This window comes from Streptomyces sp. NPDC048751 (genome assembly GCF_043198595.1).
Lineage (GTDB): Bacteria > Actinomycetota > Actinomycetes > Streptomycetales > Streptomycetaceae > Streptomyces.
This window is the reverse complement of the sequence record NZ_JBICUX010000007.1, coordinates 463,326-476,110: the sequence shown is the minus strand read 5'-3', so window position 1 is coordinate 476,110 and position 12,785 is coordinate 463,326. Positions and strand designations below refer to the sequence as shown.

General features: G+C 71.8%; 15 protein-coding genes and 1 riboswitch. Of the genes, 7 read left to right on the top strand and 8 right to left on the bottom strand.

Features of this window, described 5'->3' with window-relative positions; genetic code table 11:
• Together ACGFNV_RS24610 and ACGFNV_RS24605 are read right to left on the bottom strand one after the other, a co-directional pair.
• Entirely contained in the window at positions 1 to 1,095 is a 1,095-nt protein-coding gene (locus tag ACGFNV_RS24610; protein ID WP_393625128.1) for a HoxN/HupN/NixA family nickel/cobalt transporter, read from the bottom strand.
• A 26-nt stretch (positions 1,096 to 1,121) separates the two neighbouring features.
• A riboswitch (cobalamin riboswitch) is annotated at positions 1,122 to 1,348 on the bottom strand.
• Positions 1,349 to 1,438: 90 nt separating this feature from the next.
• Entirely contained in the window at positions 1,439 to 2,398 is a 960-nt protein-coding gene (locus ACGFNV_RS24605) for an LAETG motif-containing sortase-dependent surface protein (RefSeq protein ID WP_393625127.1), read from the bottom strand.
• A gap of 332 nt (positions 2,399 to 2,730) precedes the next feature.
• Between ACGFNV_RS24605 and ACGFNV_RS24600 the strand changes: the two genes are divergently transcribed.
• The gene (locus ACGFNV_RS24600) at positions 2,731 to 4,392 is read left to right on the top strand and encodes a glycoside hydrolase family 13 protein (protein ID WP_393625126.1); all 1,662 of its coding nucleotides are present in this window, start codon (positions 2,731 to 2,733) and stop codon (positions 4,390 to 4,392) included.
• Between the two features lie 59 nt (positions 4,393 to 4,451).
• Here ACGFNV_RS24600 and ACGFNV_RS24595 read toward each other — a convergent pair whose 3' ends face one another.
• A complete protein-coding gene (locus tag ACGFNV_RS24595; protein ID WP_393625125.1) occupies positions 4,452 to 5,171 on the bottom strand; it encodes a DUF4142 domain-containing protein in 720 nt (239 codons plus the stop codon).
• Positions 5,172 to 5,425: 254 nt separating this feature from the next.
• Here ACGFNV_RS24595 and ACGFNV_RS24590 point away from each other — a divergent pair, with 254 nt between their 5' ends.
• The 4 genes from ACGFNV_RS24590 to ACGFNV_RS24575 all read left to right on the top strand — a co-directional run bounded on the left by ACGFNV_RS24590 (position 5,426) and on the right by ACGFNV_RS24575 (position 8,692).
• Positions 5,426 to 6,094, top strand: coding sequence for an O-methyltransferase (locus ACGFNV_RS24590; RefSeq protein WP_393625124.1), 669 nt, complete (start codon positions 5,426 to 5,428; stop codon positions 6,092 to 6,094).
• Between the two features lie 34 nt (positions 6,095 to 6,128).
• Entirely contained in the window at positions 6,129 to 6,950 is an 822-nt protein-coding gene (locus ACGFNV_RS24585; protein ID WP_393625123.1) for an MOSC domain-containing protein, read from the top strand.
• A gap of 195 nt (positions 6,951 to 7,145) precedes the next feature.
• Positions 7,146 to 7,895 carry a carboxypeptidase regulatory-like domain-containing protein gene (locus ACGFNV_RS24580; protein WP_393625122.1) on the top strand — a complete coding sequence of 250 codons (750 nt, stop codon included), beginning with the start codon at positions 7,146 to 7,148 and terminating at the stop codon, positions 7,893 to 7,895.
• A 110-nt stretch (positions 7,896 to 8,005) separates the two neighbouring features.
• Complete coding sequence (locus ACGFNV_RS24575) at positions 8,006 to 8,692, top strand: DUF6445 family protein (protein ID WP_393625121.1); 687 nt, start codon at positions 8,006 to 8,008, stop codon at positions 8,690 to 8,692.
• A gap of 21 nt (positions 8,693 to 8,713) precedes the next feature.
• On the opposite strand, the gene ACGFNV_RS24570 is transcribed toward ACGFNV_RS24575, so the two are convergent.
• From ACGFNV_RS24570 to ACGFNV_RS24555, 4 genes are all read right to left on the bottom strand, one after another.
• Positions 8,714 to 9,208 carry a hypothetical protein gene (locus ACGFNV_RS24570; RefSeq protein ID WP_393625120.1) on the bottom strand — a complete coding sequence of 165 codons (495 nt, stop codon included), beginning with the start codon at positions 9,206 to 9,208 and terminating at the stop codon, positions 8,714 to 8,716.
• A 94-nt stretch (positions 9,209 to 9,302) separates the two neighbouring features.
• Positions 9,303 to 9,491 (bottom strand): hypothetical protein, encoded by a 189-nt coding sequence (locus ACGFNV_RS24565; RefSeq protein ID WP_133928174.1) that lies wholly within the window; start codon positions 9,489 to 9,491, stop codon positions 9,303 to 9,305.
• 75 nt (positions 9,492 to 9,566) lie between these two features.
• Positions 9,567 to 10,382: a hypothetical protein gene (locus ACGFNV_RS24560; protein ID WP_393625119.1), complete on the bottom strand. Its 816-nt coding sequence runs from the start codon at positions 10,380 to 10,382 to the stop codon at positions 9,567 to 9,569.
• Positions 10,383 to 10,473: 91 nt separating this feature from the next.
• Complete coding sequence (locus ACGFNV_RS24555; RefSeq protein ID WP_393625118.1) at positions 10,474 to 10,902, bottom strand: ATP-binding protein; 429 nt, start codon at positions 10,900 to 10,902, stop codon at positions 10,474 to 10,476.
• Between the two features lie 85 nt (positions 10,903 to 10,987).
• On the opposite strand from ACGFNV_RS24555, the gene ACGFNV_RS24550 reads away from it, so the two are divergent.
• Both ACGFNV_RS24550 and ACGFNV_RS24545 read left to right on the top strand, forming a co-directional pair.
• Positions 10,988 to 11,815, top strand: a complete 828-nt coding sequence (locus tag ACGFNV_RS24550) for a helix-turn-helix domain-containing protein (RefSeq protein ID WP_393625195.1) — start codon at positions 10,988 to 10,990, stop codon at positions 11,813 to 11,815.
• Complete coding sequence (locus ACGFNV_RS24545; protein ID WP_393625117.1) at positions 11,812 to 12,018, top strand: DUF397 domain-containing protein; 207 nt, start codon at positions 11,812 to 11,814, stop codon at positions 12,016 to 12,018. The genes ACGFNV_RS24550 and ACGFNV_RS24545 overlap by 4 nt, the downstream gene beginning before the upstream one ends.
• Here ACGFNV_RS24545 and ACGFNV_RS24540 read toward each other — a convergent pair.
• A complete protein-coding gene (locus ACGFNV_RS24540) occupies positions 11,940 to 12,743 on the bottom strand; it encodes a M23 family metallopeptidase (protein ID WP_393625116.1) in 804 nt (267 codons plus the stop codon). The genes ACGFNV_RS24545 and ACGFNV_RS24540 overlap by 79 nt on opposite strands.
• Positions 12,744 to 12,785 lie beyond the last annotated feature (42 nt).

The following is a 12,785-nucleotide window of genomic DNA, read 5'->3' as shown; positions in this document are numbered from 1 at the left end:
CTAACGCGTGTCGGCGGCGGGCCGTGCCGCCCACCTCTGCTCCACCTTCGCGAGCTTCCAGTACGTGACCGCCGCCGCCCACACCACGACGAACAGGCCGACGATGATGTAGCCGACGTTGTCGAGGTCGAGGCCCGCGATCCAGCCGGTGACGTCGTCGCGCAGGTCGAGCTTGTCGTGGAGGACGCCGACGAGTTCGATCGTGCCGATGAAGAAGGCGACGGCGATGGACAGGCCGGTGATGGTGAGGTTGTAGAAGACCTTGCGGACGGGGTTGGAGAACGCCCACTGGTAGGCGAAGTTCATGAACGTGCCGTCGAGGGTGTCGAACAGGCTCATGCCGGCGGCGAAGAGGAGCGGCAGGCACAGCACCGCGTACCAGGGCAGGCCCGCCGCCGCGCCCGAACCGGCCATCACCATCAGCGTGACCTCGGTCGCGGTGTCGAAGCCGAGGCCGAAGAGGAAGCCCAGCGGGTACATCTGGCCGGGGCGCGAGATGGACTTGGTGAGGCGGCCGAGGATCCGGTTCATGAATCCCCGCGAATCCAGGTGCTGTTCGAGCTCCGTCTCGTCGTACGCGCCCGCCCGCATCGCCCGGAACACCCTCAGGATGCCCACCAGGGCGACCAGGTTGAGGGCGGCGATGAGGTAGAGGAACGTGCCGGAGATCGTCGTACCGAGGAAGCCCAGGACCTGGTGGGTGCCCGAGTCCTCGTTCATGACCCGGCCGGCCAGCTGGGTGCCGCCCGCGATCAGCAGGGCGAGCAGGACGACCACACTGGAGTGGCCGAGCGCGAACCAGAAGCCCACCGACACCGGCCGCTTGCCGTCGGCCATCAGCTTGCGGGTGGTGTTGTCGATCGCGGCGATGTGGTCGGCGTCGAAGGCGTGCCGCATGCCGAGGGTGTAGGCGGTGATGCCGAGGCCGATGCCGAAGGCCTTGTCGCCGACCTCGTAGTGGCCTGGGACGACCAGCAGGAACAGGATGCCGAACGCGACGACGTGCAGGGCGGCGATGACCGCCATCAGCACTGCCGTCCGCACGGTGTCCTCACGCCGCCAGCGGAAGGAAGCAGGCGAGACAGGCTCGGTCATACGGTCAGCTCCAGCACCTCGTGGATCACTTCGTGAGATGCCGTGGCCGGTCTCCTGGCGTGGGGGCACCACCCGCTCGAGCGAAGCCGAGAGTGGGGGAGGGTGCACGCGCCCGGCCCTGCCTTCCCGGCCGCCTCACGGCGACCAGTGACTGTCCCTCACGGGACGCGGGCCGGGAACTCCCCGATCACAGTGGCGAGTGCCGCGCCGGCTTCACACCGACTTCCCGAACACCACGACCCGCCCACACTAGGTCCTCACCGACGCTCCCGCACAGCCGGGTGGGGCCGGGGCCCGGGGCAGCGCCCCCGGCCCCCGGCCCCCGTGTCCCGCTGCCTCGTTGCTACGAGCGACCCGCCGCCCTGCGTCGGCGCGTCGCCAGGACGATGGCGGCGCCGCCCGCGAGCAGCGCGGCCGCGCCGATGGCGATCGGGGTGGTGTTGCTGTTGGCGCCCGTTTCCGCGAGGTCACCGCCGCCGCCGTGCGGGGTGGGGGCGGCCGGGGGAGTGCTGGACTCGGAGTCGCTCGGCGGCTGGGTGGAGGTCGAGCCGGAGGGGGTCGGGGTGGCAGGGGGCTCGGTCTCGGCCGGCGGGGTCGCGGACTCGCTCGCCGGGGGCGTGGTGGGCGTCGCGGGAGCCGAGGGCGGGGTGGAGGCGGGCGGGGTGGTCGCGGGCGGCGTCTCGATGGTCGTGCAGTCCTGCTTGCCGCCGTTCCAGGCCGCGATCAGCTTGTCCTTGATCACCGGGCGGTCCGGCCCCTTGGGCAGCTCACCGTGCTCGAAGCCGTCCTTCGCGTCGAGCCTGCCGTCGAACTTCTTGGCACCCCGGTAGAGGTCGATCTGCGCGTAGCAGCCCGCGTCCGGCACCGCGATGTCGAGGGACTCGGTCTGGCCGGGCTTGACCGTCACCGTGTCGAAGTCGACGAAGACCTGCTCACCGGAGGTGTTGAAGTTCGCGCCGTGGGCGAGGAAGGAGGACAGGGAAGCGGTGCAGGTGCTCGCGTCCCCGGCGGTGCGGACCTTGATGTGGACCTTGCCGTCCTCGGTCGGCTTGAGGTTCTGGTCGTCGACCTTGACCGAGTCGAAGAAGGCGACCCCGTCCAGGGAGAATTGGCAGCGGTCCGTGCCGGTCTCCGTGCCCGCGCCGGTGCCCGGCTGGTACGCCCCGCCGGACTTCCAGCCGTCCCCGCCGGGCTCGGAGGCCCAGGCACCGGAGGCGGCGGCGACGGAGGCGGCGCACAGGGCGAGTGACGCGGCGCCCGTCCCCAGCAGGCGGCGCATGGTGACACGACTCGCTATGGACATGCAGATCCCATCTTGGCGTGCGAAACCCGGGCACGGCGGGAGGGCAGCACGACGCTGCCGGCCGTACCGAGGGTGTGTGGTCGAAGAAACACCGGGCCCATTGGTCACATGCGCCACAGCGTGCACTCATGGTGGATCTCGCGGCGGAACACTGTCAACCTGCGGCGAAGCCCGGGGAGTTCGGACGCCATCACAGTTCCATCACACGGGGAATGATTCGTTCCGACCGTGACGGAGGTTCGCTTTTCCGGCCATGTGGGCAGAATTTCCCTTTATCGTTCATAGACCACCCGACAGACCACCCGACAGACCGCACCCGAAGAGGAGCCCGCGTGATCGTCCGCACCACGCCCGACCTCTCGTCCAAGGATCCGAACTGGTGGCGGCAGGCCGTCATCTACCAGGTGTATCCGCGCAGCTTCTCCGACGCCGACGGTGACGGGCTCGGGGACGTCCGAGGCGTCACCCAGCGCCTGCCCCACCTCGCCGCGCTCGGCGTGGACGCGCTGTGGCTCAGCCCCTTCTACCCCTCCGAGCTCGCCGACGGCGGCTACGACGTCGCCGACCACCGGGACGTCGACCCGCGCCTGGGCAGCCTGGACGACTTCGACGAGATGGTCGCCGAGGCCCACCGCCTGGGTCTGAAGGTGATCGTCGACCTGGTCCCGAACCACACCTCCCACCAGCACGTCTGGTTCCAAGAGGCCCTGGCGGCCGGCCCGGGCTCCGCGGCCCGCGACCGGTACGTCTTCCGTGACGGCCGGGGCGAACACGGAGAGCTCCCGCCCACCGACTGGCAGTCCGTCTTCGGCGGCAGCGCCTGGCAGCGGGTGCCGGACGGGCAGTGGTACCTGCACCTGTTCGCACCCCAGCAGCCCGACCTGAACTGGGCGCACGACGACGTCCGCGAGGACTTCCGCACGACCCTGCGCTTCTGGGCCGACCGCGGGGTCGACGGCTTCCGGGTCGACGTCGCCCACGCCCTCACCAAGGACCTGGACGAGCCGCTGCGCGACCTGGGCGCGCCCGAGCTGAGCCGGGAGGAGGCGCTGCCGGACTTCCCGCCCGGCACCCACCCCTTCTACGACCGCGACGACGTCCACGAGATCTACCGCGACTGGCGCACGATCCTCGACTCCTACTCCCCGCCCCGCATGGCCGTCGCCGAGGCCTGGGTGCGCGGCCCGCGCCGCGCGCTGTACGCGCGCCCGGACGAACTGGGCCAGGCGTTCAATTTCGAGTACCTCCAGGCGGGCTGGGACGCGCGGGAACTGCGCCAGGTGATCACCGGGTCGCTGGAGGACGCGCGGCTGGCCGGCGCCTCCGCGACCTGGGTGCTGTCCAACCACGACGTCGTACGCCACGCCTCCCGGCTGATGCTGCCGCCGGGCACGGACGAGAACGCCTGGCTGCTGTCCGGCGGCCACGCGCCCGCCGTGGACGAGTCCCGGGGCCTGCGCCGGGCCCGGGCGGCCGCCCTGCTGATGCTGGCGCTGCCCGGCTCGTCGTACGTCTACCAGGGCGAGGAGCTCGGGCTGCCCGAGGTCGCCGACCTGCCCGTGGAGGTCCTCCAGGACCCGATCTGGGAGCAGACGGGCCGGGTCCGCAAGGGCCGCGACGGCTGCCGGGTGCCGCTGCCGTGGACGACGAGCGGACCGTCGTACGGCTTCGGCGCGGGCGGCGCCTGGCTGCCCCAGCCGCCGGGCTTCGCGTCGTACGCCGTCGAGGCCCAGGACGGGACGGAGGGCTCCACCCTGGAGCTCTACCGCACGGCCCTGAAGCTGCGCCGCAAGCTGATCGAGGGCGAGTCCCTGACCTGGCTGGAGGACACCCCGCCCGGCACCCTCGCCTTCACCCGCACCGACGGCTGGCGCTGCGTGACCAACCTGTCGGACACCCCGGTGGCCCTCCCGCCCGGCGAGGTCCTCCTGACCAGCGCCGCCCTGGACACGGACGGCCGCCTGGGCCCGGACACGACGGCCTGGCTGGCCTGAGCGACGCGCCACGCGCGGCGGAGCCGGGTCCCCGCGTGTCCGGAGTGCCGCGGCCTGTCTCACCCCGCCGGCGGGGTGGGTGAGGCCGCCCCCGGCGTCTCCGTGCCGTCCGCCGGTGGCGTCAGGACCACCTCGGGCTGGCCGGGGGCCGGAGGCGGTGGGGTGAGGTCGGAGGAGGGGAGCTTGGGCGGGGTGGTCTCCTGGAAGAGGACCTGGTCGAAGTTGACCAGGCCCGTCTTCTCCATGACCGTGATGTGGTCGAGGACGGTGTCGTTCGCCTGGTCGGCGAGCTGGCGCACCAGCGTGTTGCGGGTGGTGGAGCGGATCTTCGAGACGGTGTTGAAGATCGAACCGTGCGTCACCCGCAGGATGTTGGCGAAGTCGGAGTCGAACTGCTTGCCGCTGTCGCTGCTCAGCGTCGTGATGAACCCCTGCTGCTGAGGGCTCGGCTGGTTGGGGATCGTGATGTTCAGCTCGGGCGCGATCCGGCGGCACGTCGCGTCCAGGGCCGCGTGCCCGGCGATCAGGTGCTGCCCGGCCGTGACGACCGCCTTGGTCGTGCCCTTCTGCACGGCCATCTGACCCACCGGGTACTCCCACAGCCCCGCCGCCCGCACCTTCACCACGAAGTCCCGGTCGGCCTCCGTCAGCGGCCCGGACGAGGTCTGGGCGATGATCCGGTCGGGTGTGCTCGACACGTTGTTCATGCCGAGCATGGCCGGATAGGCCAGCGCGATGGTCGTCAGGCCCAGGGCGCCCCCCACGAGAAGGGTTCCCATCGCGTTCCGTGAGAAGAGCACCGTGCCTCCTGCCCGGTCGAGGGTCCCGCCGTCGCACGGCGGGTCTGGTCGCAGGGAAGTACGACCCGACCGGTCAACGGAGCCCCTCGCATTGGTCAAAGCTTCCCAACCTCACCCTCGAACAAGTAAGTTCCCATAAGGAACTCACTGACCTACGGGCTCACTGTCCTACGGGCTCACCGGCCTACGTACTCGCTGACCTACGTACTCGCTGACCTACTGAAGGGAACGCCGTGCCCCAGCAGACCTGGAACGCCGTCGACGCCTACTTCAACACCCTGCTCGTGGAGGAGGACGCGGCCCTGCTCGCGGCCGGCGAGGGCAGCGAGGCGGCCGGGCTGCCGCCGCACCAGGTGGCCCCCAACCAGGGCAAGCTGCTCCACCTCCTCGCCCGTGTCCAGGGCGCCCGCTCCGTCCTGGAGATCGGCACCCTCGGCGGCTACAGCACCCTCTGGCTCGCCCGCGCGCTCCCCGACGACGGCCGTCTGGTCACCCTGGAGGCCGACGAGCGGTACGCGCGGGTCGCCGCCGACAACATCGCCCGCGCCGGCCTCGACCACGTCGTCGACCTGCGCGTCGGCAAGGCCCTGGACACGCTCCCCCGGCTCGCGGCGGAGAACGCCGGCCCGTTCGACCTCGTCTTCATCGACGCCGACAAGCCCACCAACCCCGACTACCTGGAGTGGGCCCTGCGCCTGACCCGCCCCGGCAGCGTGATCGTCGGCGACAACGTCGTGCGCGACGGCGCGGTCACCGACCCGGACAGTGAGGACCCGCGCGTCCAGGGCGTCCGACGCTTCACCGAACTCATCGCGCGGAACCCGAAGTTGACCGCCACGGCCATCCAGACCGTCGGCGAAAAGGGGTACGACGGTTTTGTGCTCGCCGTGGTCACCGGCTGACCCGACGACCGAGAAGCGAGCAGAGGGGGAGACCATGGCGAGGATCGCCGAACTCACGTACTACCCGGTGAAGGGCTGCGCGGGCATCACCGTCTCCGACGCGCCGCTCACGCCCACCGGGCTCGCGTACGACCGCCGTTACGTGATCGTCGACGAGAAGCGAGAGCTGCGCTGGCTGTGGGGCGACCCGCGGATGGCCCTGATCACGCCCGAACTCGGGGGCGCGGGCGGTCCGGACGGGGACGCGGTGCTCACGCTGCGCGCGCCCGGGCACGGCGATCTCCGCGTCGACGCCCGCGACTTCACTGCACCGGTGGAGCTCCCTGGCCGCCACTACCGGGCCGTCGACCAGGGCGACACGGCCGCCGCGTGGCTGTCGGACGTGATCGGTGCGAGCAGCAGGCTGCTGCGGGTGCCGCCGCAGCAGGACGGCGGGCCCGTCGCCGCCAACAGCAACCGCGTGCACGTCGTTTCCCGGGCCACCCTCGACCTGCTGAACCGGCGCCTGGCCGAGCGGGACGAACCGGCCCCGCCGGTGCCGATGAACCGCTTCCGCCCGAACATCGTGGTGGACGGCTGGGACGACCCGCACACCGAGGACCGCGCCCACCGTCTGACCGTCGCCGACACCGAACTGACCCACACCGGGGCCACCGTCCGCTGCGCCATCACGATGGTCGACCAGGAAACCGGTCGCCGTGCGGGCCCGGAACCGCTGCGCACCCTCGCGACCTACCGCAAGGCGGCCGACGGCGGGATCCTCTTCGGCGCGTACTTCGCCATCCGGCGCACCGGAAAGCTGTCGGCCGGCGACGAGGTGACGGTACGGGAGTGGAGGGCTCCGGAGGCGGTGTGATCCGGGAGGGCGTGCGGGTGGTGTGATCCGCGAGGACGTACGGGCGGTGTGATCCGGCAGGGCGCCCGGGCGGTCAGTAGTCCGTACGGCCGTACAGCGGGCGTCACCTGCTGCAACGGCCGTGAGAATGAGCCTCGGGGGGTGCCCGCGTCCAACCCCCCGCCGCCCTTCCACACGCACTGGGAGCCACCCACCATGAGACGCTCACGGCCGAGGACGGCAACCGTCCTGCTGTGCTCCACCACCGCCCTCGCCGCCCTCGCCGCCTTCCCGGCCCCCGCCTCCGCGCACGGCCGAGACGACCTGTGGGGCGCCGTCACCATCGTCCCCGGCCGGGCCGGCGTCCTCGACATCTCCGGGCACACCGGACCCGCCCTGGGCACCGGTTCCACGCTGACGCTGACGGCGCCCGGCCGGACCACGATCACGGACCTGCCGCTCGACGCCCAGGACTACCGGGGTGCGGTGGCCGCCGACGGCCGCAGGGGGACGTACACCTTCACCGGTACCACCGCCCGGAACCCGTGGGCGGGGCGCTCCTTCCCCTTCGTGATCACCGTGCCCGCCGACGCCGTGCCCGGCTCCCGGCCGGCCGGCTGCGCCCTGCGGCTGACCGACGCCGGGGGTGCTCCGACGGACCAGGGGACGTGCACGGTGACCGTGGGGCTGCCCGAGCCGACGCTGGTGCGTCCGACGTCGGGTGTGCCGCTGGGGCCGCGGCCGCAGGTGGCCGGGAAGGCGTACCCGGGCGCGCGGGTCGTCGTGCGCGACAAGGACGAGAAGGTGGTGTGCTCCACGACCGCGGGGCCGGACGGCGCCTGGTCCTGTGTCCCGGGCGCCGCCCTGCCCGTCGGTGGCAACCGGCTCCAGGCGACCGCCACCTTCAACGGTGTGAGCGCGGCGAGCGAACAGGTCGCCATCACGGTCGGATCGCCGCAACGGTGAGGTAACACCCGCAAGGCAAAGGTCCGTTGGGGAAACGTTGACCCGTTCCCGGCCGAGTCCTGGTGAATTCGCGGGAGAGTCGTGGCGAACCCTCGACCTAGGGTCGCCGCATGCCCCCACAGCCACCCCCGCGTGTCCCCGCCGCGCTCCCGGTCCTGCCCTACCGCAAGCCCACCAAGGGCCGCGACTACTGGGTCCTGGACGACGTGCTGCCCGACGTGGACGCCGTACGGGAACGGTGTCTGGCCAAGGACGACTGGGTGCGGGGATACCCGTACACCTCGGAGACCTGGCCCGGGCTGCGCACCATGCCGGGCCTGGAACCGGGTGAACTCGCCCGCGTGGAACGGCTGGTGAGGAAGGCGACCGGCGCGAAGGAGCTGTGGGTGCAGCGGGCGCCCGGCGGTGGCACCCTCAACCACAACTGCGTACAGGTCGTGGGAGAGGGCGAGAGCGAACCGCGCCCGCACACCGACTCACGCCACCTGTGCCGCTACGCCGCCGTCCTCTACCTCAACCCGGCCGTGCCCAAGGACTGCGGCACCAGCTTCTACCGCCAGTCCCTGCCCGGCGGCCGGCTCGGCGGCAACGTCGTCCAGGCCCCGCACCACAACCTCGTCGAGGCGCTCGGCACCCGGTTCGTGGCGCCGGACGCCTTCGAGGAGGACGTACGCGTACCGCACAAGTACAACCGGCTGCTGCTCTACCACGCCAACCTCGTGCACAGCGCGACCGGTTACTTCGGTACGACGCTGGAGGAGAAGCGGATGACGGCGGTCTTCTTCTGGATGGCCTGACCCCGGTCCGCGGCCGCCGTTTCAGTAACGCAGCGCCCGGCCCACGTACGTCTTCACGTCGCCGGACAGCTTGTGCGTGCTGCGGGCGGTGGCTTTGCCGGTTCCGCCCGCCGCCACGTCGGGGACGGTGACGACCACGACGTCGAGGAGCCCGCCACCGGCCTGCTCGAAGTCGACCTGGACGGCGAACGACCTCTTCTTGTCGTCGGTGTTGGCCGCGGTGACCTGGACGGTCGTACGTCCCTGGGAGTCGGTGGCCGGCTTGCCCAGCCGCACGTCGCCCTTGACGTCGACGCCGTTCTTCACCTCGTCGAGCTTCTTGCCCGCCTCCGCGCTGGCCGACGCCAGGGTGTCCCCCGCCTTGGAGGCGAGCGAGGACGCGGCGGAGGCGGCGCCGCTGACGACGGACTCGGGGCTGCTGTCGTCCGAGCAGCCGGTCAGCCCGGCCGCCAGCACGAGCGCCGTGACCGCCGCCAGCGCCGTTCCCGGCGCGCGGGGCGTGCGGTGAGCGGGCATGGTGCCTCCAGGCGGTCTGCGACGGCTGTCCCCTCCAGTGAAGGCCGCCGCGCGCCCACCCGCACGCCGGGCCACCCGGACGAGGGAGGGGACGTCAGCGCTTCGCCTTCTTGTACCGCCGCATCAGCTCTACGATCCGGTCCTGGTCGGCGCGGCCGTTCAGCTCGGCGAGCAGCTCGTCCGGGCACAGCTCGTAGAAGTCGCCCCAGAACCCGCGCCTGCGGTTGTCCCAGATCCGGTATCCCCCGGGCACTCCCCGGGCGACATAGCGTCTCTTGCTCATGCGGGGCAGTGTCCCCTTGACACCGGCGTTCCCCGTACTGGTTATTGGTCTTCTTCGTCTTCTTCGTCTTCTTCGTCAGCCCGTCGGTGCCGTGCAGGACGGGGAGCAGGTGGTGTCCGTGACGCCGGCCGGAGGGGTCACCGTCGGGGTGCCGGACAGGGCGGCGTCCTCCGTCGTGCCGGTGAGGGTGTAGGTCAGGGTGCCGCCGGGGGCGATCGTGCCCGTGGTGGGCCGGGTGCCCTCGCCGGAGGCGGCACCGCAGGAGCTGCCCGGTGTCGCCGCGCAGGTCCAGGACGCGGGCGCCGGGTGGCGGATCGAGGCGCCGACGGCCGTCGAGGGGCCGCCGTTGGACACCGTGACCCTCGGCCCGTCCCGCTTGACCGACAACGACGTCTGCGGCGCCGTCACCACGGGGTGGACCGGCCGGGCCTTGCCGTTGCCGCGCTTCGGGTCCGGCGTACGGGAGTCCGCCGACGCCGTGCCCGGCAGGTCCGCGCCCGTCCCCGTGTACGACGGGTCCAGCAGGACCGTGACGCCCCAGGAGGCGCGCGCGCCGGACGCGAGGATGTCCACGGGGCCGCAGGTGACGCGCCGACCGTCGCGTGACGCCGCGCAGCCCCCGCCCCGCGAGAAGACGAAGTCGACACCGTCGGGGAGGACGGCCGTCGCGGTCACGTCGGTGGCGTCCGACGGACCGTGGTTGCTCACCGTGAGCGCGTAGGCGAAGGTGCCGCCCGGGAAGATCGGGTCGTCGTCCGTCGCCCCCACGACCGACACCGCCGTGACCAGGTCGGCCTGCGGAGTCCGGCCCCCGGCCGCCGAGACGGTTCCGGCGAGCGCGACGGCGAGCAGCAGCGCCCGTAGCGGGCGGACGAGGAATGACCTGCGCATGAGAACGCCCTCCGGGTGCCGACGGCTGTGCACTCATGCTCGGCCGCAGCCCGACCAGTCGTCGGCCGCCACGCCCTGCGGCCCCGCGAAGTCACCCGAACTCGCACCACACGATCTTCCCGGGCGCCCTGGGCCCGACCCCCCACTTGTCCGCCAGCGCCGCCACCAGCAGCAGCCCCCGCCCGCCCTCGGCCGGTTCCCCGCCCTCCCCATGCGGCACGGCCGGTACGCCGTCCCCGCTGTCGTGCACCTCCACACGCACCCCACCGTCGTACGGCAGCAGCCGCAGCAGGAAGCCCCGGCCGGGCGGTACGCCGTGCACCAGCGCGTTCGTCGCGAGTTCGCTCACGCACACCAGCACGTCGTCGGCGCGCGGCCCGATCTCCCAGTCGGCGAGCGCGTCCCGGGCGAACCTGCGGGCGGCCGGCACGGACTGACGCTCCCGCCGGTAGAAGCGTTCACGTGGGGACGGGGGTGGAGTTTCGAGGTTCACGGGACGAGAGTGACGCTCCGTGGTCATGATGAGACAGTACGTGCACGCGTACACCTGGTCTGTACGAGTGCGCGATGGTGAACGTACGTGCGCGGGTGGGGAGTTGCACCGCATGAGCACCACGACTCGACGGTCACGCAGGAACGCCTCGGCGATGAAGATGGTGGGCGCGCTGCTCGCCGTCTTCCGAGAGGCCGCCGGATACACCCAACGGTCGCTCGGGGAGCGGTTCGTGGTGGGTGAGCAGCAGATCGCCTCGATCGAACAAGGCAGACGGCCACTGAAGCGGGACCTCGCGGAGCAGTTGGATGAACTCCTGGAGACAAGGGGGGCGTTGAGCGAGGCGTTGAAGTACATGCCCGAGGTGGACTTGGTGCCGCTGTGGGCGGAGGAGTTCCTTGACCGGGAGCAGGAGGCGATCTCGATTGCGTCTTACGAGAACCAGGTGTTGCCGGGCCTCCTCCAGACCGAGGCGTACGCGTGGGCGGTGTTCCGCAGCCGTGTTCCGCTGTACGACGAGGACGAGATCGCGCAGTTGGTGGCGGCTCGCATCGAACGCCGGGCGATCCTGCACCGCAAGGAGCCGCCCATCACCTGCTTCGTGGTCTGGGAACCGGCGGTGAAGGCTCCCTTCGGCGGCAAGCAAGTGCAGGCTGAGCAGTTGCGACACCTGCGCGCGTGCTCTGAGCTGCCGGGCCTCATGCTCCAGGTGTTGCCGCTGGATCGCACCACCCACGCCGGCCTCGACGGCCCCTTCGTGCTCATGGAAACCCCGGAACACCAGCGGCTTGCCTACACGGAGACGCAGCGCGGAAGTCAGCTGATTGCCGACCCGGATGAGGTGGCGATCCTTACGCAGAAGTGTGCGATGCTGCGGTCACAGGCCCTCACCCCCGAGGACACGAGGGATCTGCTGGACCGTCTGCTAGGAGAGCAATGAGCAGCACCGCACTTCGGTGGTTCAAGTCGAGCTACAGCGGCAGCGAGGGCGGCAACTGCATCGAAGTCGCCCTCCCGGGTGGGGAGTCGGTGCACATCCGCGACTCCAAGGCCCCCGCCCTCGGCTACCTCACCATCGCCCCCTCCACCTGGACCGCCTTCCTCCGCAGCCACGGCAGCGGAGGCACCGCCGATCCGAAGTAGGGAGTGATCCGCACCTCGAAGTGGAGGTGCGGACCGGTGGCGCTGCCCGTCGCGCCGGCCAGGCCGATGCGCTGGCCGGCCGAGACGTGCTGCTCCTTGCGTACGAGGATGCGGGCGAGGTGGGCGTACTGGGTGAAGTAGCCGTCGTCGTGGCGGACGAGGACCTGGTTGCCGAAGCCGTCACCACAGGTCGTGGCGCGTACGGTGCCGGGGCCGACCGCGAACACGGGCGTGCCCGTGGGGACGGCGAAGTCCTGGCCGGTGTGGCGGTGGGCCCAGTGCGGACCGCGGGCGGCGTACGCGGCGGAGAGCCGGTAGCCGCGGGTGGGTGCCGTCCAGCTGTCCTGGCCGTCGTCGCCGCCCGGGGCGGGCGGGGCCGTGCGGGGCTTGATACGACAGCGCCCGGCGCGTCCTGATGGGTCGAGGGCGACGGGGTCGCCGCCCTGGCGGCCCGTCCGGCGCAGTATGTCCCACAGGTCGCTGCGGATGGCCTTGCGGTGCCGTTCGGCGTCCCGCACCTTCTCGGGACCGGCCTCCGCGTCCCGCCGTAGCCGGTCGACGCGGGCGCGGGCCGCTTCGTGGGCGCGGACCGCACGGGCGGCTTCGTCGCGCGGCGGCTCGACGTCGCCGGCGGCGCGGGCCGGGGCCGCCGTCAGCGCGACCAGCAGGGCGGCCACCAGTGCGGCGGTGTGTCGTGCGAAGCGGGTGCGGTGGTCTCCTCGCATCTTCGGATCGTCGGACGAGTAGGGCCGACGGGTGAGGTGGCG

Bases quoted from the DNA above. Each gene is read 5' to 3' on its own strand.
- ACGFNV_RS24595 (WP_393625125.1), bottom strand. From the start codon at position 5,171: ATGGGAACCCTTCTCGTGGGGGGCGCCCTGGGCCTGACGACCATCGCG.
- ACGFNV_RS24555 (WP_393625118.1), bottom strand. From the start codon at position 10,902: ATGACCACGGAGCGTCACTCTCGTCCCGTGAACCTCGAAACTCCACCC.
- ACGFNV_RS24575 (WP_393625121.1), top strand. From the start codon at position 8,006: ATGCCCCCACAGCCACCCCCGCGTGTCCCCGCCGCGCTCCCGGTCCTG.
- ACGFNV_RS24560 (WP_393625119.1), bottom strand. From the start codon at position 10,382: ATGCGCAGGTCATTCCTCGTCCGCCCGCTACGGGCGCTGCTGCTCGCC.
- ACGFNV_RS24580 (WP_393625122.1), top strand. From the start codon at position 7,146: ATGAGACGCTCACGGCCGAGGACGGCAACCGTCCTGCTGTGCTCCACC.
- ACGFNV_RS24585 (WP_393625123.1), top strand. From the start codon at position 6,129: ATGGCGAGGATCGCCGAACTCACGTACTACCCGGTGAAGGGCTGCGCG.
- ACGFNV_RS24545 (WP_393625117.1), top strand. From the start codon at position 11,812: ATGAGCAGCACCGCACTTCGGTGGTTCAAGTCGAGCTACAGCGGCAGC.
- ACGFNV_RS24570 (WP_393625120.1), bottom strand. From the start codon at position 9,208: ATGCCCGCTCACCGCACGCCCCGCGCGCCGGGAACGGCGCTGGCGGCG.
- ACGFNV_RS24605 (WP_393625127.1), bottom strand. From the start codon at position 2,398: ATGTCCATAGCGAGTCGTGTCACCATGCGCCGCCTGCTGGGGACGGGC.
- ACGFNV_RS24550 (WP_393625195.1), top strand. From the start codon at position 10,988: ATGAGCACCACGACTCGACGGTCACGCAGGAACGCCTCGGCGATGAAG.
- ACGFNV_RS24610 (WP_393625128.1), bottom strand. From the start codon at position 1,095: ATGACCGAGCCTGTCTCGCCTGCTTCCTTCCGCTGGCGGCGTGAGGAC.
- ACGFNV_RS24565 (WP_133928174.1), bottom strand. From the start codon at position 9,491: ATGAGCAAGAGACGCTATGTCGCCCGGGGAGTGCCCGGGGGATACCGG.
- ACGFNV_RS24540 (WP_393625116.1), bottom strand. From the start codon at position 12,743: ATGCGAGGAGACCACCGCACCCGCTTCGCACGACACACCGCCGCACTG.